General features: G+C 40.4%; 23 protein-coding genes and 1 pseudogene. 2 read left to right on the top strand and 22 right to left on the bottom strand.

Translation table 11 applies throughout. The features are described from left to right. The first annotated feature begins 14 nt into the window (after positions 1 to 14). Both ACDD58_RS08635 and ACDD58_RS08640 read left to right on the top strand, forming a co-directional pair. A complete protein-coding gene (locus tag ACDD58_RS08635; protein ID WP_370776953.1) occupies positions 15 to 215 on the top strand; it encodes a helix-turn-helix transcriptional regulator in 201 nt (66 codons plus the stop codon). Between the two features lie 150 nt (positions 216 to 365). Further along, a complete protein-coding gene (locus ACDD58_RS08640) occupies positions 366 to 1,139 on the top strand; it encodes a MerR family transcriptional regulator (protein WP_242991902.1) in 774 nt (257 codons plus the stop codon). Here ACDD58_RS08640 and ACDD58_RS08645 read toward each other — a convergent pair. The 22 genes and pseudogenes from ACDD58_RS08645 to ACDD58_RS08750 all read right to left on the bottom strand — a co-directional run bounded on the left by ACDD58_RS08645 (position 1,093) and on the right by ACDD58_RS08750 (position 21,296). Continuing rightward, on the bottom strand, positions 1,093 to 2,373 hold the full coding sequence (locus ACDD58_RS08645) for an amidohydrolase family protein (RefSeq protein WP_117529001.1): 1,281 nt from the start codon (positions 2,371 to 2,373) through the stop codon (positions 1,093 to 1,095). The two genes, ACDD58_RS08640 and ACDD58_RS08645, sit on opposite strands and share 47 nt — an antisense overlap. 54 nt (positions 2,374 to 2,427) lie before the next feature. Then, positions 2,428 to 4,314: an ABC transporter ATP-binding protein gene (locus tag ACDD58_RS08650; protein ID WP_117761253.1), complete on the bottom strand. Its 1,887-nt coding sequence runs from the start codon at positions 4,312 to 4,314 to the stop codon at positions 2,428 to 2,430. An 18-nt stretch (positions 4,315 to 4,332) separates the two neighbouring features. Then, positions 4,333 to 6,078 (bottom strand): ABC transporter ATP-binding protein, encoded by a 1,746-nt coding sequence (locus tag ACDD58_RS08655; protein ID WP_117761255.1) that lies wholly within the window; start codon positions 6,076 to 6,078, stop codon positions 4,333 to 4,335. A gap of 47 nt (positions 6,079 to 6,125) precedes the next feature. Continuing rightward, on the bottom strand, positions 6,126 to 6,560 hold the full coding sequence (locus tag ACDD58_RS08660; RefSeq protein ID WP_158550875.1) for a MarR family winged helix-turn-helix transcriptional regulator: 435 nt from the start codon (positions 6,558 to 6,560) through the stop codon (positions 6,126 to 6,128). Positions 6,561 to 6,642: 82 nt separating this feature from the next. Continuing rightward, a complete protein-coding gene (locus ACDD58_RS08665; RefSeq protein WP_002779755.1) occupies positions 6,643 to 6,816 on the bottom strand; it encodes a cysteine-rich KTR domain-containing protein in 174 nt (57 codons plus the stop codon). A gap of 51 nt (positions 6,817 to 6,867) precedes the next feature. Further along, positions 6,868 to 8,787 carry a tetracycline resistance ribosomal protection protein Tet(O) gene (gene tet(O) / locus ACDD58_RS08670; protein ID WP_117477955.1) on the bottom strand — a complete coding sequence of 640 codons (1,920 nt, stop codon included), beginning with the start codon at positions 8,785 to 8,787 and terminating at the stop codon, positions 6,868 to 6,870. 303 nt (positions 8,788 to 9,090) lie between these two features. Beyond that, positions 9,091 to 9,327 (bottom strand): annotated as a pseudogene (locus ACDD58_RS08675) (DUF6674 family protein); the annotation flags it as partial. Positions 9,328 to 9,387: 60 nt separating this feature from the next. After that, on the bottom strand, positions 9,388 to 10,077 hold the full coding sequence (locus ACDD58_RS08680; protein WP_117613577.1) for a SpoVG family protein: 690 nt from the start codon (positions 10,075 to 10,077) through the stop codon (positions 9,388 to 9,390). 3 nt (positions 10,078 to 10,080) lie between these two features. Beyond that, the gene (locus tag ACDD58_RS08685; RefSeq protein WP_106765256.1) at positions 10,081 to 10,479 is read right to left on the bottom strand and encodes a hypothetical protein; all 399 of its coding nucleotides are present in this window, start codon (positions 10,477 to 10,479) and stop codon (positions 10,081 to 10,083) included. Then, entirely contained in the window at positions 10,472 to 11,089 is a 618-nt protein-coding gene (locus ACDD58_RS08690; RefSeq protein ID WP_117613576.1) for a class D sortase, read from the bottom strand. The genes ACDD58_RS08685 and ACDD58_RS08690 overlap by 8 nt, the downstream gene beginning before the upstream one ends. 13 nt (positions 11,090 to 11,102) lie before the next feature. Then, positions 11,103 to 11,363, bottom strand: a complete 261-nt coding sequence (locus tag ACDD58_RS08695) for a hypothetical protein (protein ID WP_207724055.1) — start codon at positions 11,361 to 11,363, stop codon at positions 11,103 to 11,105. Positions 11,364 to 11,500: 137 nt separating this feature from the next. Further along, positions 11,501 to 11,947: a hypothetical protein gene (locus ACDD58_RS08700; protein WP_004612402.1), complete on the bottom strand. Its 447-nt coding sequence runs from the start codon at positions 11,945 to 11,947 to the stop codon at positions 11,501 to 11,503. Between the two features lie 178 nt (positions 11,948 to 12,125). Beyond that, on the bottom strand, positions 12,126 to 12,566 hold the full coding sequence (locus tag ACDD58_RS08705; RefSeq protein ID WP_022461061.1) for a hypothetical protein: 441 nt from the start codon (positions 12,564 to 12,566) through the stop codon (positions 12,126 to 12,128). Between the two features lie 226 nt (positions 12,567 to 12,792). Then, positions 12,793 to 14,730, bottom strand: coding sequence for a lysine--tRNA ligase (lysS, locus tag ACDD58_RS08710; RefSeq protein ID WP_186900067.1), 1,938 nt, complete (start codon positions 14,728 to 14,730; stop codon positions 12,793 to 12,795). Positions 14,731 to 14,788: 58 nt separating this feature from the next. Further along, positions 14,789 to 15,268: a transcription elongation factor GreA gene (gene greA / locus ACDD58_RS08715; protein WP_015521908.1), complete on the bottom strand. Its 480-nt coding sequence runs from the start codon at positions 15,266 to 15,268 to the stop codon at positions 14,789 to 14,791. A 72-nt stretch (positions 15,269 to 15,340) separates the two neighbouring features. Continuing rightward, positions 15,341 to 15,880 carry a hypothetical protein gene (locus ACDD58_RS08720; RefSeq protein WP_370776959.1) on the bottom strand — a complete coding sequence of 180 codons (540 nt, stop codon included), beginning with the start codon at positions 15,878 to 15,880 and terminating at the stop codon, positions 15,341 to 15,343. 166 nt (positions 15,881 to 16,046) lie between these two features. Continuing rightward, positions 16,047 to 17,030: a tRNA dihydrouridine synthase DusB gene (gene dusB, locus ACDD58_RS08725; RefSeq protein ID WP_186900068.1), complete on the bottom strand. Its 984-nt coding sequence runs from the start codon at positions 17,028 to 17,030 to the stop codon at positions 16,047 to 16,049. 73 nt (positions 17,031 to 17,103) lie between these two features. Further along, complete coding sequence (locus tag ACDD58_RS08730; RefSeq protein ID WP_118209949.1) at positions 17,104 to 17,895, bottom strand: type III pantothenate kinase; 792 nt, start codon at positions 17,893 to 17,895, stop codon at positions 17,104 to 17,106. A gap of 21 nt (positions 17,896 to 17,916) precedes the next feature. Then, entirely contained in the window at positions 17,917 to 18,258 is a 342-nt protein-coding gene (locus tag ACDD58_RS08735; RefSeq protein WP_118209948.1) for a DUF6145 family protein, read from the bottom strand. Beyond that, positions 18,251 to 19,228: a biotin--[acetyl-CoA-carboxylase] ligase gene (locus ACDD58_RS08740; protein WP_118209947.1), complete on the bottom strand. Its 978-nt coding sequence runs from the start codon at positions 19,226 to 19,228 to the stop codon at positions 18,251 to 18,253. Before ACDD58_RS08740 ends, ACDD58_RS08735 begins: the two co-directional genes overlap by 8 nt. Before the next feature lie 29 nt (positions 19,229 to 19,257). Continuing rightward, a complete protein-coding gene (gene argF / locus ACDD58_RS08745) occupies positions 19,258 to 20,262 on the bottom strand; it encodes an ornithine carbamoyltransferase (RefSeq protein ID WP_118209946.1) in 1,005 nt (334 codons plus the stop codon). A 101-nt stretch (positions 20,263 to 20,363) separates the two neighbouring features. Continuing rightward, positions 20,364 to 21,296: an SPFH domain-containing protein gene (locus ACDD58_RS08750; protein WP_118488991.1), complete on the bottom strand. Its 933-nt coding sequence runs from the start codon at positions 21,294 to 21,296 to the stop codon at positions 20,364 to 20,366. Positions 21,297 to 21,343 lie beyond the last annotated feature (47 nt).

Genomic DNA, 21,343 nt, shown 5'->3' on the forward strand with positions numbered 1-21,343 from the left:
AGAAGGGATTTTTTATGGTGGTCACAAATAATATCAGAGAAATCCGTGAACAGCGTGGCATTTACCAGAATGACCTTGCCGCTGCTATCGGATTCAGCACCAAAACTGTCAGCAGGGTAGAACGTGGGGACAGCACCCCATCTGCCGAATTTATGCTGCGGATATCAAAGTACTTTAATATGCTGGTGGAAGATGTATTCCATGTGGAAGATTGAGTCGGAGCAGCAATCCGGTTCACCTTCTATTTTGGACAGCTTTTCATGTCCTTATCAACAACTATAGTTTTTTTGATAAATGCTTGACTGTAAACCTTGTTTATAGCTTATTATTAAGTAAAATAGAGTTGCTCGAAAGGAGGGCATAATATGACTATAAAAGACGTAGAAGAGCGAACAGGTTTATCCCGTTCTAATATCCGTTTTTATGAAAAGGAAAAACTTATTGAGCCTTCGAGAAATGAAAGTAATGGTTATAGAGATTATTCTAAAAATGATGTGGAAAATATAAAGAAGATTGCATATCTACGTACATTGGGAATTTCTATTGAAGATATACGAAATATTATATCCGAAAAAGTAACATTGCAGGAAATGCTTGAGAAGCAAAAGGAAGTATTAAAAAATCAGATTACTGATTTGAATAAGGCGAAACTCATGTGCGAAAAAATGCTGGATGAAGGAAGTATTAGTTATGAAAAATTACAGGTAGAACAGTATGTAACAGATTTTCATGACTATTGGAAAGATAATCGAACTGTTTTCAAACTGGATTCAGTCAGCTTTTTGTATATATGGGGAAGTATGCTTACCTGGACTATGATTACCGCACTATGCTTGATTATTGGGGCTTTGTCTTATTCTAAGTTGCCGACAGAAATTCCAGTACAATGGAGTAAAGGAGTGGCAACATCCCTAGTTAATAAAAACTGGATTTTTATTTGTCCTGTTATATGTATCATAATCCGTTATTTATTAAAACCTTTTATCTATGCGAAATTGCAGATGAACAATTATTATGGAGAAATTATAACAGAGTATTTGACAAATTATATGTGTTTTATGAATAAAAAAGCCCCGCCGCAGCGGGGTTTTTTTATAGGAATTTATCAAGTTCAGTCTCGACACGCTTATTTATTTTAACTTTAGGATTTTCCATAATCGTTCCTCTTGCGACAACCATTTTTACATGTCGTAATGCTCTGAGGTCATCGAGTGGGTTTTCCTCGGTTACAATCATATCTGCACATTTATCTTTTTCGAGCGTACCGGTAATATCACCGATTCCCGCCATTTCGGCAGCTCTTGCGGTTGCCGTATACAGTGCAAACGCATTGGAAACGCCCGTATATTTGTGGAAATAATACAATTCTCTCCAGAAATCATACTGTGTAATCCACGGACATCCGACATCATTGCCAAGAACGACAGGTATATCATTTTCAAGTGCCGCTTTCGCACATGCAATTATTCCCTCAAACACAACATTTCCGTTAAACTGTTCAACTTCAGTTGCGTTGGTAATCGAACGATCAAACAATGCATACGGAAGTGCAGGCGAAATTGTTGTGCAAAGAAATGCTTTTCTTTCCTTGAATAACTTAATTGTATCATCATCAATTTTTGCACCGTGTTCAATTGAGTCAACACCATTTTCAAGAGCAACACGCACCCCCTGCGGAGATTCGACATGTGCAGCAACTAAATAGCCATTTTCATGTGCCTTGTCACAGACTACCTTTACCATTTCCGGAGACATTTTCAGTTCACCCGGAACACCTTTTTCTTTTGCGTCCATTACGCCGCCAGTAATCATAAGCTTTATCAAATCAACCTTTTCTTTTTCCGATTGCTCCAGATGTTTTAAGGCTGTATCTATACTGTCCGCCGCAACAGCAACAGAGCCAGCCATATGTCCGCCAGGCACGGAAATCCCTTCATTAGCGGCAAGTATTCTAGGTCCCATCTTTGTTCCTGCATTAATCTCATCTCTTAATTTTGTATCAAAACTTCCAAGTCCGCCAACCGTTCTTATTGTTGTCACACCGCTCATAAGCTCTGTTTTTGCAAATCCGGCAACCATACCGTATGCAATTGAACGCATAAGTGCATTTCCCATAAGTATTTTTACAAGTTTCTCATTATCACGCTGTTTTTTCTGCGGCTTGCCATTACCTGCAAGGTGAACATGCATATTTATAAGACCGGGCATAATATATCTGCGTTTTAAATCAACTTTTTCATATCCATTCAAATCCGTGCCTGCCTTGACAATATCCTCAATTTTATCATTGTCCGTAAGTATGACGAAGCCCTCTTTTACCTGCATATCTTTGGTTCCGTCAAGTATTTTTCCGTTAATATAAGCATATTTCATATTTTTATACCCCGTGTTTTTGAAATGTTTATTTAATACCAATTAATCAAAATCTTACGCACTGATTGACTTTCCTGTGTAAAGCTGATAGTATCTGCCTTTTTCTTCCATAAGCTGGTCATGTGTACCACGCTCAATAATTCTTCCCTGTTCCATAACCATAATACAGTCTGCATTCCGTACCGTAGAAAGACGATGAGCGATAACAAATGAAGTTCTTCCTGTCATAAGTGCATCCATACCACGCTGTACAAGTTTTTCTGTACGTGTATCAATAGAAGAAGTCGCCTCATCAAGAATAAGAACAGGAGGATCTGCAACTGCCGCCCTCGCTATTGCAAGAAGCTGACGCTGTCCCTGACTAAGGTTCGCACCACCGCCGGTAAGCACTGTGTTATAACCATCAGGAAGTCTTTTTATAAATCCATCAGCATTAGCAAGCTTTGCGGCAGCTATACATTCTTCATCAGCTGCATTGAGTCTTCCATATCTGATATTGTCCATAATCGTGCCTGTAAAAAGGTTGGTATCCTGTAAAACAATGCCCAGGCTTCGGCGTAAATCGTCTTTTTTAATATGATTAATATTAATTCCATCATAACGGATTTTACCATCCTGTATATCATAAAACCTGTTAATAAGGTTGGTAATTGTTGTCTTTCCGGCACCGGTAGAACCTACAAACGCAAGCTTCTGACCAGGTTTTGCGAACATTTTTATATCGTGAAGCACGATTTTGTCAGGATTATATCCAAAATCAACTCCATCAAATGTAACATCACCCTGAAGTCTTGTATACATTTCATCTTTGTTTGCAGCATTTGGTTTTTTCCATGCCCACATCTCTGTCAGTTCTTCAGTTTCATGGATTTCACCATTTGAATCATAACATATATTTACAAGTTCAACATCACCTTCATCTGTCTCTGGTACTTCATCACAAAGGTCAAATACCCTGCCGGCACCTGCCATAGCCATTACAATACTGCTTACCTGCTGGCTTATCTCTGTTACAGGCTGTGTGAAACTCTTGTTTAATGAAAGAAATGCTACAAGTGTACCAATTGTAAGTCCTGAAAAGCCGCTTAATGCAAGCACACCACCTACAAGTGCACACAAAACATAACTTATATTTCCTATATTTTCATTGATAGGCATTGTAATATTTGCAATTTTATTAGCATTGTTGGCACTTTCTCTTAACTTGTTATTAATCTGCTTAAACTGTTCAAGACTTTCCTGCTCATGACAGAATACCTTAACAACCTTCTGCCCTTCCATCATTTCCTCAATATAAGCATTTACTTTACCGATATCTTTCTGCTGTTCAATGAAATATCTGCCAGATGCAGCGGAAAGCTTTGATGTCACAAAAAGCATAATTGCAACCATAATAACAGATACAATTGTAAGTGGTATATCAAGAACTATCATACTTACAAATGTTGATACAAGTGTTATAAGTGAATTAAGAACCTGTGGAATACTCTGGCTTATAAGCTGTCTTAATGTATCAATATCATTTGTATATACCGACATTATATCTCCATGTGCATGTGTATCAAAATATCTGATTGGAAGTGATTCCATGTTAGTAAACATCTCTGTACGGAGCTTTTTCATAGTACCCTGACCAACATTTACCATAATTCTGTTATATCCGTAGGAACATAAAACACCCACTGCAAATATTGCTACAAGTTTTAAAAGAGCCTGTGCAAGCGGTGAATAATCAGGAACTGCCATCTGGGTAAGAGGCACAATGTAATTATCAATAAGTTTCTGTATAAATAAAGTTCCACATAATGTCGTAAGTGCCGAAACCAATATGCAAACGACCACCATGAAACATGCCAATTTATAATTTTTTACTATATAAGAAAGAAGTCTTTTTAATAATAAAAGCGGATTCTTCTCTTTGTTCTCATTTTTATTTTTCATGTCTTCCTCCTATTCTCACTATTCTGCCGATTCGTCGAAATCGCCGCCGCCCTGCATCTGAACTTCACAGATTTCGCGGTAAACTTTGTTATTTTCCATAAGATTCTCATGTGTATCAAAGCCACTGACTTTTCCATCTTCAAGAACAATAATTCTGTCGGCATCCTGAATACTTGAAATTCTCTGCGAAACTATAAGCTTTGTTGTTCCCGGAATTTTCTGGGCAAATGCCTGTTTGATTTTTGCGTCTGTTGCAGTATCTACAGCACTTGTCGAATCATCAAGAATAAGAACCTTTGGTTTTTTAAGCAATGCTCTCGCAATACAGAGTCTCTGTCTCTGACCACCTGAAACATTAGTACCGCCCTGTTCTATCCATGTATCATACTTCTTAGGCATTCTCTCGATAAATTCATCAGCACATGCCTGTTTACATGCCTCAACACAATCTTCATATGAAGCATTGTCATCACCCCATCTGAGATTGTCAAGTATTGTTCCTGAAAACAGGACATTTTTCTGTAATACTACAGCCACCTGATTACGGAGTGCATCCATATCATAAGTTCTTACATCTTTTCCGCCAACACATACAGAACCTTCAGTAACATCATAAAGACGGCTTATAAGGCTCACAAAACTTGATTTTCCGCATCCTGTACCACCAATAATACCAATTGTCTCACCTGCATTAATATGAATATCAATATCATGTAAAGTATCCTCTGTACTGTTTTTTCTGTATGAAAAATTAACATGATTAAAATCGATTCTTCCGTCTTCCACTTCTTCATAAGGTTTTTCCGGATTGGCAAGGTCCGCTTTTTCATTAAGAACTTCTGAAATACGCCTTGCACTTGCCGCACTCATTGAAACCATTACAAATATCATTGAAAGTATCATAAGTGCCATAAGCATGTTCATTACGTAACTGAACATTGATGTAAGATTACCAGTTGTAATTGAACCCGACACAATAAAATGTGAAGCAAACCATGACAATGCAACAATACATCCATATACAACAAGCATCATAGTCGGATTGTTAAATGCAAGAAATGACTCGGCTTTAACAAATGTTTTATAAAGATTATCTGCCGCTTTATTAAACTTTTTATTTTCATGCTCCTCACGTACAAATGCCTTAACAACACGGATTCCTGAAATATTCTCCTGAACGCTCGCATTGAGTTCATCATATTTTTCAAAACCTGATGTAAAAACCGGTGTTACTTTATATATAATAAAGAAAAGTACAAATCCTAAAAATATAAGTGCAACAAGAAATATAATACTTAATCTCGGACTTATTATTACACACATTGTAATACTGCAAATCATCATGAGAGGTGCTCTCACAACACTCCTTATTATCATCTGATAAGCATTCTGTACATTAGTTACATCAGTTGTCATACGTGTTACAAGACCTGCTGTACTGAATTTATCAATATTAGAAAATGAAAATGTCTGTATATTTTCATACATTTTCTCTCTCAGATTACACGCAAATCCTGTTGATGCTGCCGCCCCATACTTTCCTGCCTGTATACCACAAAAAAGGCTCAAAAATGCTATAATAAGCATTATTCCACCATAAATACCAACCTTTCTCATATCTCCGGCCTGTATTCCTTTATCAATTATTGAGGCTGTTATAAATGGAATAAGAATTTCCAAAAAAACTTCAACTGCAGTAAATATTGGCGTTATAATTGATTCTTTTTTATATTTGCCCATACATTTTGCTAATGTTTTTATCATATTTTTATCATTCTCCCTTCGATTAAATTCACCTTATAAGTCTACAGTCAGCATGACTTGATACTGTCATATACTTTCTGCAAAAGATTTCTAAGCTGTCCTTTTTCATCATCATTAAGTGCCTTTAAAAGTTCCCTCTCATTTTCATCCATTGAAGCTCTTGCCGTCTTGCATATCTCCTCACCTTTTGCCGTGAGCTTTACATGTTTGATTCTTTTATCATTTGAATCATAAAACCCCTCTATCATCCCATTTTTTTCCAGACGTGCAGCAATTCCTGCCATCGTTGCCTGTTTAACTTCAAAATGCTTTTCAAGTTCTTTTAGCGTTATCGTCTCATCGGCTGCCTCGCTGATAGTTGCGAGGACCTTAATCTGCGAAAGGGTGACATCATTGCACATCAACGTATTATTAGCCTTTCTTCCAAGTGCATCGTTAAGTCTCTTTATAAGTTCACCGCAATGCAATGTTTCTCCAAACATATGCTCATTCCTTTTCATAAAATTTGATAAATAGTTTCTTCTAGATGCTCTAATATATTACAAAAATAATCGGCTCTGCGTCTTAAGCGTCTGGCTCTTTGATGACAGTTATCTTCAAGTTGTCAACTTTAATCAATCTTTCTTGTCTGCATTTTGGACAATAAAGGGGATAATTCTCCAAAACAGTGTCCTTCCTAATTTTATTACGGGTTTTGCTCCCACAAACAGGACACAATATCCATTCGCATTTCATCATAATTAGTCTCTAATCCTTTCAAATCTCATTTTATATGACTTTTGCAAGCTGTTAAGCTAACTTGTGGAACATATGCCGAACCTTATCTATACGGCTATTCGGGCGGCGGGGTTGGCAAATAAATTTACCAATAGCTGGCTGGTATCCTTTTAACTCTGTCAAGCAGACTCCCTGCCCATTTGTGAAATAAGTTAAATCGTTCCTGTATTCTTGAATACATCTAGCAGGGATTTCTCCTTTCAGAATGACCTCGTCATTCTTTATCTGAGTACTTACAATATCTGCACAATACCTTGGAGCATCATGATACGCCCGTGAGAGATATTCCTGCGGTGCATAAATTTCAAAGTGGAGATATGGCTCTAATAGTTCTGTCCCTGCTTTTTTTAAAGCCTGCTCCAATACGATAGGGGAAAGCAGCCGAAAGTCTGCGGGGGTACTTACAGGACTATAATACAATCCATATTCAAAACAGATTTTACAGTCTGTCACTTTCCATCCATACAGCCCCTGCTCGCAGCCATAAAGAACCCCCTCCATAACCGCATTTTGGAACGATTGATTTAAATATCCAAGTGAAACTCTGCTTTCATACTGCACTCCGCTTCCAATAGGGAGCGGCTCTATGGACAACCCGACAGAAGCCCAGAAAGGATTTGGCGGGACTTCTATGTGGATGGTATATTCTGCTTTTCTAAGCGGTCTTTCCATATATATAACAGTAGGCTCTTTTATTTCTGCCTCCACATGATATTTTTCCTCAAGGATGGCACAAATGACTTCCATCTGCACATTCCCCAAAAAAGAAAGTATAATCTCATGCGTTGTAGTATCCACATAATATTTTAAAAGAGGGTCGCCATCTGAAATTTCTGTAAGTGCCCCAAGCAATATTTCCCGCTGTTCAGGTTTCTTTACTGCAATCGTTGTTTGGAGCATAGGGAGAGGATTTTCAATAAATTTTCTCTGCGGCAACAGCATTTCGTTCCCCAAAATACTGTTTAGCTGCAAAACATCATTTGGTAAAATTACAATATCACCAGAGCAGGCTGTATCGGATGGATATAATTCACCGTTTGTCGGAACACACATCTCTGTGATTTTTATTTTCTCTTTTTCAGATATTCTAATAACATCCCTCAAATGCAATGTTCCGCTATATATACGCACATAAACAAAACGCCGCCTTTTCTCTGAATATTCAATCTTAAAAACCTGCCCGCATAATTCAGATTGACCTTCAGGCGTTGATGAATAAAATTTACTGGCAATCACTTCTATAAGCTGCCGAATCCCCAGATTGTTTTTAGCGCTTCCGTGATAAACGGGAAATAACGTTCCGTTTTGGAATCTCCTGTTTTCTTCCTGTTCCAGTTCTGACATTTTAAACGGTTTCCCTGACATATATTTCTCTAATAGTTCATCGTTTCCCATAATTACCGCATCCCACTGTTCCATATCGTCATTGTCCGTTACATTTATATGGGGATGCTGCCCAACCTTTTGCTTCACTATAATTTCCGAAGAAAGCTTTGCTTTCATTTCCCGATATACCATTGGCAAATCAATCCCCTCTTGGTCAATTTTATTGATGAAAAAGATTGTCGGAATCTTCATTGTCTGTAGTGCATGAAACAGTATACGGGTCTGTGCCTGTATGCCATCCTTTGCAGAAACTAATAATACTGCTCCGTCTAAAACGGATAAAGAACGGTATACTTCCGCCAAAAAATCCATATGGCCTGGCGTATCTATAATGTTGACTTTTACATCCTCCCACTGAAAAGATGTCACTGCTGTCTGGATAGTGATTCCCCTTTGACGCTCCAAATTCATTGTATCTGTCCTTGTTGTGCCTTCATCTACGCTCCCTAGTTCTGCAATTGCACCACTGGTATATAATAAACTTTCCGTTAATGTTGTCTTTCCTGCGTCAACGTGAGCCAGAATGCCTAAGTTAATTATTTTCATGTGATTTTCCTCCTATCAACACCCAAAAAAGGGCATAAAAATACCCAGTGATAAATACTCCTATCACTGGGTAAATAACTCCAATAGCCCCAAAACACTTATATGTTTTCGGGCATATAAAATTACATGATAAAAGTATTCTTAAACTGGGTACAAAAAACTAAGCCCCATATTAAAAGTGAAACGGGACTGCTACTTTTTGTTCCCACTATCAAATTGACAGTTTATTTAAGAATACCTTGCCGCATATTTATTAACTCCTTGTATAAAACTGAATCTAATTATATTCCTTAACCCTTTATTTGTCAAGCCCTTTTTAGCATTATTGACAAGAGTATCTTCCTGCATTTCTTTGATCTGGTTCTGCATATTGGTGAGTTCTTCCGTCATGGAATCAATCTTTTTCTCCAGTCCATCCACATAGCTGCATATCTCAAATACATCGTTTGCCTGCTCTTTCATGGCATTTTTCTTTAATAAGTCGAGAAGTTCTCTTATGACCTCCTCATTGGTAAGTGTTTTTCCTGCTTCCATATCCATTCTGTTTCCTCCATTCTGTAAATGGGGCAGCCTTGGCCGCCCCTGTACTCTGATTACTGATTATCGAAAGGGCGTCGCCTCTTTGTCCTTCTCTTTATCGGGATTGCCATGATGTTTCTCTGCACTCTCTCTTGCATTTTCGTTGCTCTTATCCTTTGCTTTCTCATATTCCGAGATAATCTCATTATAGAGTTTTTCCCTGAAATCCTTTGTGACCGGATAGCAGACATCCTGATAGATTGGCTTGCCCTGCTCATCCACCTGCTTTGTCTTATAAGAAGGCATTGATACAAAGATTTTCTCTTTACCCTGCACGATATTGATGTTATTTACGATGAAACTGTTTTCAAAGTAAATGCGTGCAAGTCCCTTGATGTTACTGCCTTCCCTCTCATAAGGTGTCACAGTTACGGAAAACTCAGGCATTTCCTGTATTCTGTCCCGCTTCTGTGTCTCCTCTTTCTCCGGTTCCCTGATTCTTGCATAGGCATCAAGGATATTGGTATAGAGTTCCTCACGAAACTCTGCTGTGATAGGATTGCACACATCCTTATAAATCACACCATTGCTTTCATCACGCTCATTGGAGCGGTATCTAGGCATTGATACAAAAAGCTCTCCCTTGTCCTTATTCTCAAGGATTGCAATATTGGTGATCTTAAATGAATCACCGAATACCACTGTTGCAAATCCTTTGATATTGCTGCCCTCTTTTGCCCTTACTTCGTTTACCTTAATTGAATACTTCATATGCTATTCCTCGCTTTCTTTTTGTTCTTTGTTTTGCTCCGGTATGATAAACTCACACCAAAGCTGTTCTATCTGTTCACAAGACAATCTGCCATTTAACCAGTTGCCAAGTGTAACGACCATTCCGTCCTGCTCATAGTAGAGCCACTCCTGTGTTTCAATGTTCCCCTCATACACGATGGTCACATCAAAATCAGGCATAAATAATCCTTCCTCTGCATCCCATACACAGGCTATTCCCTGTCTGAGTGTCAGATTCAGGCTTTCGACATACACAGACCAGCCGCTTACGACTATCTGAAATTCATCATCAATCTCTGCAATATCATCCTCGATGTCAATTAGCTCTTCCATTTCCGATACTGCCTCTTCTATCTCACCTAACCGGTATCTCTTATTCATCCATCACCGCCTCCTTATAAATGCACCTGACTACAAAACGCATGGTTCCTTTCTGGGAACAGGTAAAAAGAGTTAGTTCTTTTTCATCGCCCTGTGTCTTGATGCTGTTATCATACGGATTTACTACCTCTGTCTCTGTTACCTCATAGATATGCTTCAGCCCATTTTTGTCGGTTATCATTACTTCATCACCTATGGATATCTGACTTAGTGGTGTAAAAAATGTGCCATATCTGCTGCCATTGTGACCGCACAATACACAGTTGCCACTCTCCCCAATCCCTGCTGTTTCTTCTATATGACCAATCCCGGCATTAAGCACTTTACTTGTGGTTCCTTCCATTACCGGATACCTGATATCTAAGCCCGGTATCTCAATGATGCCGATAACACCGCCTTCTTTAAGAATGGCTTCATCCTCTTTACTAATGGAGGTTTGCTCTTCCTCCACATCTGTTTCTTCATCGTAATCATCCTCCAATGTCTGCTCAAATTCACTTATGAGCTGTTCTGTCTGTTTTTCTCCGGTTGCCCGCCAGAAAAAAGGGACTGCCATAATGGCAATCCCTGCTGTAATCAGTAGTCCTGCGACCACTTTTCTTATGCTCATATTATTCACTCTCCTATCGTGTTCTGCCCTCTCTGTCCGCTTGATAAGCACCTTTATCCTCTGCTACAATTGCTGCAGATTCCATTCTGTCATCAGCTTCTCTTTCTTCCTCCGGTCCGCTCAGGTCTGCATCAATAGCCTTTGCTGCCGCTTCATTCTGTGACCTCCAAGAAGTCGAGATTGTTCCACGATAAGCGGTAAGTTCTTCTCCGACCACTCTGAAACAAGCTCCGGGTGTACTTCTGCTAAACTGTTGTTCATAGCCAAACCTCAACCTCCTTGTGCTTAGAGTATATGAAGTTTTGGCTTTATCTTGTAGTTTGCGAATATCTGTATAAATAGAAAAAGCCCTTTGAGAAAAGGATTTCTCCTCTCTCAAAGGGCAGGTTGGCAAACTGGAAGTTGTAAATATCATTTTACATTTTTATATGAAATCACAATATGACTTGGTGCAAATAATACTGATGCAATAATCAATAGCACTGACCTACTCATAATCCCACTAAACAAGAACAACATTGAAGGAATAATAGAAAGTGCTAATGCTCTGAAAACGCTGTTTTTCTTAAAACATATAATCCAAATAGCACAATAAAGCATTACCAATATGGTATCTACAATCAAATATAGTACAAATGCTTCGTCAGACCACCACCCGAACCAAGTTCCCGGAATATTGATTATCATGAATCCGAAACAACCCAATCTCCCTACTTGTTCTGTGACCTCAACATATTTATTGTTCCACTTATTATCAAATCCATCTTTGCACTTAATCGCAAATACAACATTGGGTATCATAATGACTGCAATAAAAATCAGCCCAAAAACATTAAACCATTCCATATTATCTACCATCACAATCTTCGATTTTCTCAATTCTCCAAACTTGAATTTAAGGTTCTCTTTTATTTTCAAAATAAGCTTCAATCTTTTTATCTACAACAATTCCTACAGGTGTCAAAACCAATAAAATAATTACCATTATTATCAATGTAAAAACCATCGCCCCATCAAAACATTTATCAGCAATAAGTTATTTTTCTTCTATAGATTCTGTTACATTAGTTCTATATTTCTCTTCACATGCTTTTAAGTAATCAAAGCATAATCCTCCATCACATCTATAGAAAAATGGATCTTTACAAATTGTATTATCACTATTGAGAATAAATACAGGTATGATATCTTTATCGTTGCTGTTTATATAACTAATTTTAAAACTGTATCCCGTTCTTCCAAGTGAAATGCCATCTCTTTTCATTGAAATACCTTGAATATTCGCCACTATATATTCGATATCTTCTGAATCGGTGATAGTAAAACCAGTTCCTGTATTTCCATCGAACACATTTATATGGTCTACCTCAGAAGGATTTACATTCTTACCGAATTTCTTTGGCATGAAATAGTAACCTACTGTTCCTACCAATAACACAGCAATTAAAATAACCAGAATACGCAGTTCCTTTTTCATACACTCTTTACCTCCACAAATATCGATTTGTATTTCTGTTTGTTTTAAAAATGGGCAACTCCGATTGGAATTGCCCACTCATTGCACTAATTATGCGATTTTTTCTTGCTTGCACCGATTTCTGCATCAATTGATGTAAGTTTGATGTAAATCGCTGTTTTTTTAGTTTTTTATCAAATGAAGTACGTCCCGTCTATTTGGTGAAACGGTACATCTTTACATCATCTTAATAGAGCTTTGCACCTGCTGGAATGTGGTCATCTACCATCAGAAGATGAAGCTTTTCTTCGCCTTCTTCTTCATGAATAGCACTGAGGAGCATACCGCAAGAGTCAATGCCCATCATAGCTCTCGGTGGAAGATTTGTGATAGCAATAAGAGTCTTTCCAACCAGTTCTTCCGGCTCATAGTAAGCATGAATACCGCTTAAAATGGTTCTGTCTGTGCCTGTTCCGTCATCAAGAGTAAACTGTAACAGTTTCTTTGACTTCGGTACTGCAACACACTCTTTAACCTTTACTGCACGGAAATCTGACTTGCTGAATGTATCAAAATCAACAAATTCCTCAAATAAAGGCTCTACCTTTACCTTAGAAAAATCAATCTTTTCAGACTCAGTTTTTACATTTTTTTCAGGTGCTTCAGAAGCTGTATTATTTACATCATTTTTCTTATTTACACCATCTAAAGACTTCATCGTCGGGAACAGTAAAACGTCACGGATTGCTGCGCTGTCTGTAAGCAGCATCACAAGACGGTCGATTCCGTATCCGATACCACCTGTTGGCGGCATACCGATCTCTAATGCATTTAAGAAATCTTCGTCTGTATGCTCTGCCTCATCATCACCGGCTGCAGCATTTGCATCCTGTGCTGCAAAACGCTCACGCTGGTCGACCGGATCGTTAAGCTCAGAATATGCATTACACATTTCCCATGTATTGATGAAAAGCTCGAAGCGCTCTACCTTGGTAGGATCGCTCGGTTTCTTCTTTGTAAGCGGAGAGATCTCGATCGGATGATCCATGATGAAGGTCGGCTGGATCAGCTCTTTCTCGCAGAACTCCTCGAAGAAAAGGTTGATGATATCACCCTTCTTATGACGCTCCTCATATGCAATATGATGCTCATCTGCAAGTTTTTTCGCTGCAGCATCATCTTCTACAGTATCGAAATCAATTCCGGTATATTTCTTAATCGCATCGTTCATGGTCATGCGTGTAAATGGCTTGCCAAGATCGATCTCGATGCCATTGTAACTGATCTTTGTACTTCCGCAGACTTTCTCTGCAAGATAACGGAACATGGACTCTGTCAGTTCCATCATTCCCTCATAGTCTGTGTATGCCTGATACAGTTCCATCAGCGTGAATTCCGGGTTATGACGGGTATCAACACCCTCATTACGGAATACACGGCCGATCTCGTATACACGTTCAAGTCCGCCGACGATCAGTCTCTTTAAGTATAACTCCAGAGAGATACGCAGTTTTACATCCTCATTTAAGGCATTATAATGTGTCTCAAACGGTCTTGCTGCTGCTCCACCTGCATTAGATACAAGCATCGGAGTCTCAACTTCCATGAAATCACGGTCAGCTAAGAAGTTACGGATCTCTTTTAAGATCTTGGAACGTTTGATGAATACTTCCTTGCTCTCCTGATTCATGATCAGGTCGATATATCTCTGACGGTAACGCATGTCTGTATCAGTCAGTCCGTGGAACTTCTCTGGAAGGATCTGTAATGATTTTGACAGCAGTGTCATCTCCTCAGCATGGATAGAAATCTCACCTGTTTTGGTACGGAAAGCATATCCCTTTACGCCCCAGATATCGCCGATATCAGATTTCTTGAAATCTTTGTAGATTTCCTCTCCGATATTGTCTCTTGCAACATATACCTGAATACGTCCCTTTAAGTCCTGAATATTGCAGAATGATGCTTTTCCCATCACACGTTTAAACATCATACGGCCGGCGATCGATACCGGTTTGCCTTCCATTGTCTCAAAATTGTCGATGATATCGGTTGAGTGATTTGTCACATCATATTTTGTGATGACAAACGGATCTTTTCCGTTCTCCTGCAGTTCATGCAGCTTGTCATAACGTACCTGAAGCAGCTGGTTTAAATCCTGCTGGTTATTGTTCTGCTCTGCCATGTTTATCCTCCACTTGTTTTATTCCCCGGACAGTCTTTCTGCCCGACTATCATATCTCTTAGTTTGCTCTGTGAATTGAAAGCACTTTGTATGAAAACTCTCCTGCCGGTGTCTCAACAGTAACGGTATCACCTACCTGTTTGCCAAGCAGTGCCTTACCAACCGGTGATTCGTTGGAAATCTTGCCTTTTAAGCTGTTAGCCTCGGTAGAACCAACAATCTTATACTCTAATTCCTCATCAAATTCGCAGTCAAGGATCTTTACGCTGCATCCGATGCTTACTTTATCAAGATCAGCCTCTTCCTCGACAACTACTTCTGCATTCTTTAAGATTTTCTCAAGTTCTTCAATACGTGCTTCGATGTCTCTCTGCTCGTCCTTTGCAGCGTCGTACTCAGCGTTCTCAGATAAGTCTCCCTGCTCTCTTGCCTCTTTGATCTTCTGTGAAACTTCTTTTCTTCTTACAACCTTTAAGTTCTCTAATTCGTCTTCCAGTTTCTTGAGTCCCTCGTAAGTCAGAATGTTTTTCTTGTCCATTGCATTTACCCTTCTTTATAATAATTATTGTTCGGTTCATGTATACGGCGGCACAAAGCCTTGCGCCAGACGCTATGAACGATAAAAAGCCTTCTCAAATCTGTCCTGCCACGGCGCCCCCGTTTTCTTTTTTGGTCTCTTAACAATCACAGTATTATAACCGATAGGTACTGCTATGTCAAGATTTTCGGCTGTTCGCCAGTTTTTTTTATGGATTGGAATATAATGTTTTCCCAATGCGATCTGTTTTTCATACAGAGCACTGTTCCATTCAAAATCAAGCAGAAAAATACTGCTGTTTTTTTCCTTATTCTTTGCTAATCCAAGACGCTTTTTCGATACGATAAGTGAAACCAGTCCGGTCTTCTCATACATTGTCTCTGCAAACTCATGAAAATATGCAGGCCGGTCTGTATAAATTGTAAGCGCATTAAGCTCATCCCCGATCTGCTCCAGCACATCGAGCGTCCCTGCCGGCTCAAACATCCCTGCTCCATCCGGTTCCTCATCGATCACCTCGACAATCGCGCACTCCGGCTTCACACTTTTTGCCGCAAGAATGCCTTCGTACACTGGTTTAAAATCATATAAAAATTCATTGGAAAAGTACATCGCGCTTCTCCGTCATATTCCTTTTTCCATCTTTATGACAGCATTTTCTGATTCAGTACTTTTTCCGGAATTTTACTTATGTCTTTTTTGTTTCCTTCATTTTAACTTTACCGGATTGAATTTTTCTGCCAGTCGCTAAGTCACGAATCGCCTTTTGGCACTCGGATCATGCCATAAAACCGCAGACCTCCTGGAACAATGCCTCGAGCTGCTCATATGTCTCCACCTCGTTGATCCTGCCCCGCAGCTTAGAAGAGTTACGGTAGCCGGCTGTATACCAGGCGGCATGTTTCCTGATCTCACGGATACCGGTATATTCGCCTTTAAATTCAAGCTGCATACGGGCATGCCGAAGGAGCATCTGTGTCACTTCCTCAAAAGTCGGTTTCGGGAGTTCTTCCCCCGTCTTAAAATAATGAAGGATCTGTGCAAAGATCCACGGATTGCCCTCGGCGCCGCGTGCGATCATAAAGCCGTCGCAGCCGGTCTGTTTCTGCATCGCGATCACATCTTTTGCTGTTAAGATATCACCGTTTCCGATGACCGGTATCGAGACCGCTTCTTTTACCTGTCTTATGATATCCCAGTCGGCTTTTCCGGAGTAAAACTGCGATCTCGTCCTGCCATGGACCGCCACTGCCGCTGCACCGGATTCCTGTGCAATGTGTGCCATCTCAACCGCATTGACATGCTCCTCATCAAAACCTTTCCTGATTTTCACTGTAACCGGTTTTTTGATTGCCCGCGCTGTCTTTTCAATGATCTCTCCGGCAAGTTTTGGATTTTTCATCAGTGCAGAACCATCACCGTTGTTGACTACTTTCGGCACCGGACAGCCCATGTTGATATCCAAAATATCAAACGGTCTGTCCTCGATCTGTTTCGCGATCTCACTCATGATATCCGGATCAGAACCAAACAGCTGAAGCGACACCGGATTTTCCCGCTTATCGATCGTTAACAGCTCTTCGGTATTTCTGTTTTTATAGAGAATCGCTTTTGCACTCACCATCTCCATGCAAAGCAGCCCTGCTCCCTGTTCCTTGCAAAGCAAACGAAATGGCAGGTCTGTTACGCCTGCCATCGGTGCTAGTATCAGGTTATTTTCTAACGTTACATTTCCAATCTTAAGTCGTCTGATCTCTCCCATACCACCATTTTCCTAAATAATTTACTCTCTCATATCCAATTCAGGTATCCTGAATCTCCCGATCAAATATCTCTTATTTCCTGATCTTACCGGATTTACGATTCTGTTTCTTATAAATAAGGTTCATTCCTTTTAAAGTCAGGTTCGGATCGTATACATCGATCACATCTGTCTCATTTGCAATGATACGTCCAAGACCGCCGGTTGCGACCACCTTGACCTCTCCCATGTCAGCCTCTCTGATCATATTTTTTACAATATATTCTGTCTGTCCGATCTGTCCATATACCAGTCCTGCCTGCATACTTGAGATCGTTTCTTTTGCAAGAATGCTCTCCGGTTTGCGGATCTCGATCTCCGGCAGTTTTGCCGCATCTTCCCACAACGCTTTTGCAGAAATGCGGATTCCCGGTGCAGTTACCCCGGAAACAAATGCTCCGTTTTTATCGACCAGATCATAAGTAGTGGCAGTGCCAAAATCAAGTACCAGTACCGGTCCGCCATACAGCTCATATGCTGCTGCCGCATCCACGATACGGTCTGCACCGATCTGCCGCGGGTTCTCGGTTACCACGCGGATTCCTGTTTTGGTACCTGGCTCCACAATGATCGGATTGATACCAAAATATTTGATGATCGCACCCTCTAAGGAATGCATAACATTTGGAACAACAGAAGCTATGATTGCATCCTCGATGTCATCATGTCTGATCTTATTCTGCTCTAACAGATTTGACAAAAGCATTCCATACTCGTCCGATGTACGCGGCATCTTCGTCGTGATACGAAAACTTGCCATTACCTCATCCCCACGGAATACACCCACTGTGATATTTGTATTTCCTACGTCAATCGTGATTACCATCGTATTTTCCTACCTTTTTCTTTACATTTCTGATTCGTCCATGCCAATATATAGCACTTTATAATACATTTCCAAAGCACGAAGCAGTTCTTCTTTTGTACGCTGCAGTTCACGTATCTTTAACCCACAGCCGATCTCATCATATAAAAGATCATTCTCATCACTGGAAGTACGAAACTCCAGATTGCCCTCCTCATCAAAGACTACCTGAAAAATACCACCGATATCTTCCGTAAAAAGAACACACATGATCTTTAATTCATCTTTGATCGAATCCGGAAGTCCCTTGAAATCCTGATTCAGATAAAATTTTTTATTGTAAGCGCTCGCTCCGCAGAGCACCACTTCTTCTCTCTCAGACATATCCGTATACTCCTCTCACGGAAACTTCGCCGGAGGATACCAGTTTTCTGCCTTCCCAAGTATCCACGATCAGTTCGCCATGCGGCGTGATTCCCATTGCTTTCGCCTCATAAGGCTCTTTTGGATCTAACACTCTGACCTGTTTTTGCATATTGATCAGGTGCGCATTGTATTCTTTTACCAGGCCGCTTAAATCTTCCGTCTCTAAGAATATCTCATAATATCGTTCGAACTGCTCTAATACTGCCTCGATCAGTTCTGCGCGGTTCACACGTAAACCGGTCTCCATCAGGATCGAGGTTGCTATCTGTTCAATCTCTTTTGGAAATGATTGATTCCGGACATTGATACCGATTCCAATGACAACATGATTGATGTAATCTAACTGTGCACTCATCTCCGTTAAGATTCCGCAGACTTTTCTGCCGTTCATCACAATGTCATTCGGCCACTTAATACCTGCGTCTACGCCTGTTTTCTCCGATATCGCTTTCGATACCGCAAGTGCTGCGATCAGTGTCAGCATGGAAGCACGGTCAGGGGCAAAATCCGGTTTGAGCACCAGCGTCATAAATATTCCGACTCCTGCCGGAGATTCAAATCCTCTTCCACGGCGGCCGCGTCCGGCTTCCTGCTTCTCCGCAACGACCAGTGTACCGGTCGGATGACCTTCCTCTGCAAGCTGTTTTGCCTTTGTATTGGTAGAATCTATCGTATCAAAATAAAAGATCTCACGTCCTGCCCATTTTGTTTTCCGAATGCTTTCCAATTCTGCCTTATTCAGACAATCCGGTGTCGACACGATCTTGTATCCTTTATTCTGCACCGCCTCGATCACATATCCCGCTTCTTTTAACTGTTTTACCGCTTTCCAGATTGCAGTGCGCGATACGCCGAAACGCTCACACAGTTCCTGTCCGGAAATATAATCATCAGCTTCCTTTAATGCCGCTAGTAGCTGCGTCCTCATCTAGTGTCCTCCATTTTTGTCTGATACACTTATTTTTCACACTGTTCTCCACCAAGTGTTGCAAACATGACTGCTTTGATCGTATGCATACGGTTTTCTGCCTCATCAAATACGACAGACTGTTTACTCTCAAATACTTCATCCGTTACTTCTAATTCACTGTAACCAAACTTCTCATAAACTTCTTTGCCGATCTTGGTCTTTAAGTCATGGAATGCAGGCAGACAGTGCATGAAAATGGCATCCGGTTTTGCATTTGCCATAGCTTTCGCATTTACCTGATATGGCATCAGATCATGAAGACGTTCCTCCCAGATCTCATCCGGTTCACCCATGGATACCCATACATCCGTATAAATAACATCTGCGTCTTTTGTGCCCTCTTTGACATCCTCTGTCAGTGTAATGGTTGCTCCTGTCTCTTTTGCAACACCTTCACAGTACTCTACCAGTTTTGCATCCGGGAAATACTTTTTGCTTGTGCATGCAACAAAATCCATACCAAGTTTTGCACAGGTCACCATCAGGGAATTACCCATATTATAGCGGGCATCACCCATGTAAACCAGTCTCACGCCTTTTAATCTGCCAAGATGCTCACGGATCGTCAGCATATCGGCAAGCATCTGAGTCGGATGAAATTCATTGGTCAGACCATTCCATACCGGCACACCGGCATATTCTGCGAGCTCTTCCACGATATCCTGTCCATATCCACGATATTCAATACCATCAAACATACGTCCCAACACACGAGCGGTATCCGGAATGCTCTCTTTTTTGCCGATCTGGGAACCCGAAGGATCTAAGTAAGTTACATGCATGCCAAGATCATGGGCTGCCACCTCAAAAGAACAACGTGTCCTGGTGCTTGTCTTTTCAAAAATAAGTGCGATATTTTTTCCTGTCAGACAATCATGCGCAATACCCTGTTTTTTCTTTGCTTTCAGATCCGCTGCAAGGTCGATCATATATGTAATCTCTTCTGGTGTAAAATCCATTAATTTTAAAAAATTACGTCCTTTTAAATTCATGTCTTTCTATCTCCTTTTGCATGGCTGTGCATATTTTCTTTTATGCCACAACGGATGGTACACCATGCGCACCATCCGTTCTGATAAACTTTTGTCCAATTTTATTTATGATCTACTGCAATTTCCGTAACAGATTTTGCAAGACCGGCGATTCCCTGAATCTCAGATGGAATGATGATCTTGGTTGCTTTTCCGTCTGCTGCTTTTGCAAACGCCTCTAAGCTCTTTAACTGGATCACGTTCTGATCCGGTGCTGCTTCTTTGATCATACGAAGTCCATCTGCGTTTGCCTGCTGGATCTTAAGAATAGCTTCTGCCTGACCTTCTGCCTCGCGGATCGTTGCCTCTTTCTTTGCCTCTGCACGTAAAATTGCTGCCTGTTTCTCTGCCTCTGCGTCAAGAATTGCAGATTCTTTCTTACCTTCTGCAACGAGGACTGTTGATTTCTTTTCACCCTCTGCACGCAGGATCGCTTCACGTCGCTCACGCTCTGCCTTCATCTGTTTCTCCATCGCATCCTGGATCGCTGCAGGCGGGATGATATTCTTTAACTCAACACGGTTGACTTTGATTCCCCATGGATCAGTCGCAACATCTAAAGAAGATCTCATCTTCGTGTTGATTGTCTCTCTCGATGTCAGTGTCTCATCAAGTTCAAGATCACCAATGATGTTACGCAGTGTGGTTGCTGTCAGATTCTCGATCGCCATGATCGGATTTTCCACTCCATATGCATAAAGTTTTGGATCTGTGATCTGGAAATATACAACAGTATCGATCTGCATCGTTACGTTATCTTTTGTGATAACCGGCTGCGGCGGGAAATCTACCACCTGCTCTTTTAACACAACTCTCTTTGCCACACGGTCGATAAACGGTGCTTTGAAATGAATACCTACAGACCATGTTGCAAGATAACCTCCCAGACGTTCTACCACGCATGCAGTTGCCTGCGGAACGATCTTAACACAGGATACTGCGATCAGCAGTGCTACGATAATTAAAATAATAAGTGCTACAATTACTCCTGGCATACGAAACTCCTCCCTAAATTCAATTTTAAATACAGTATACTATCTGT

This window comes from Roseburia sp. (genome assembly GCF_041325975.1).
Classification (GTDB): Bacteria; Bacillota; Clostridia; order Lachnospirales; family Lachnospiraceae; genus Roseburia; species Roseburia rectibacter.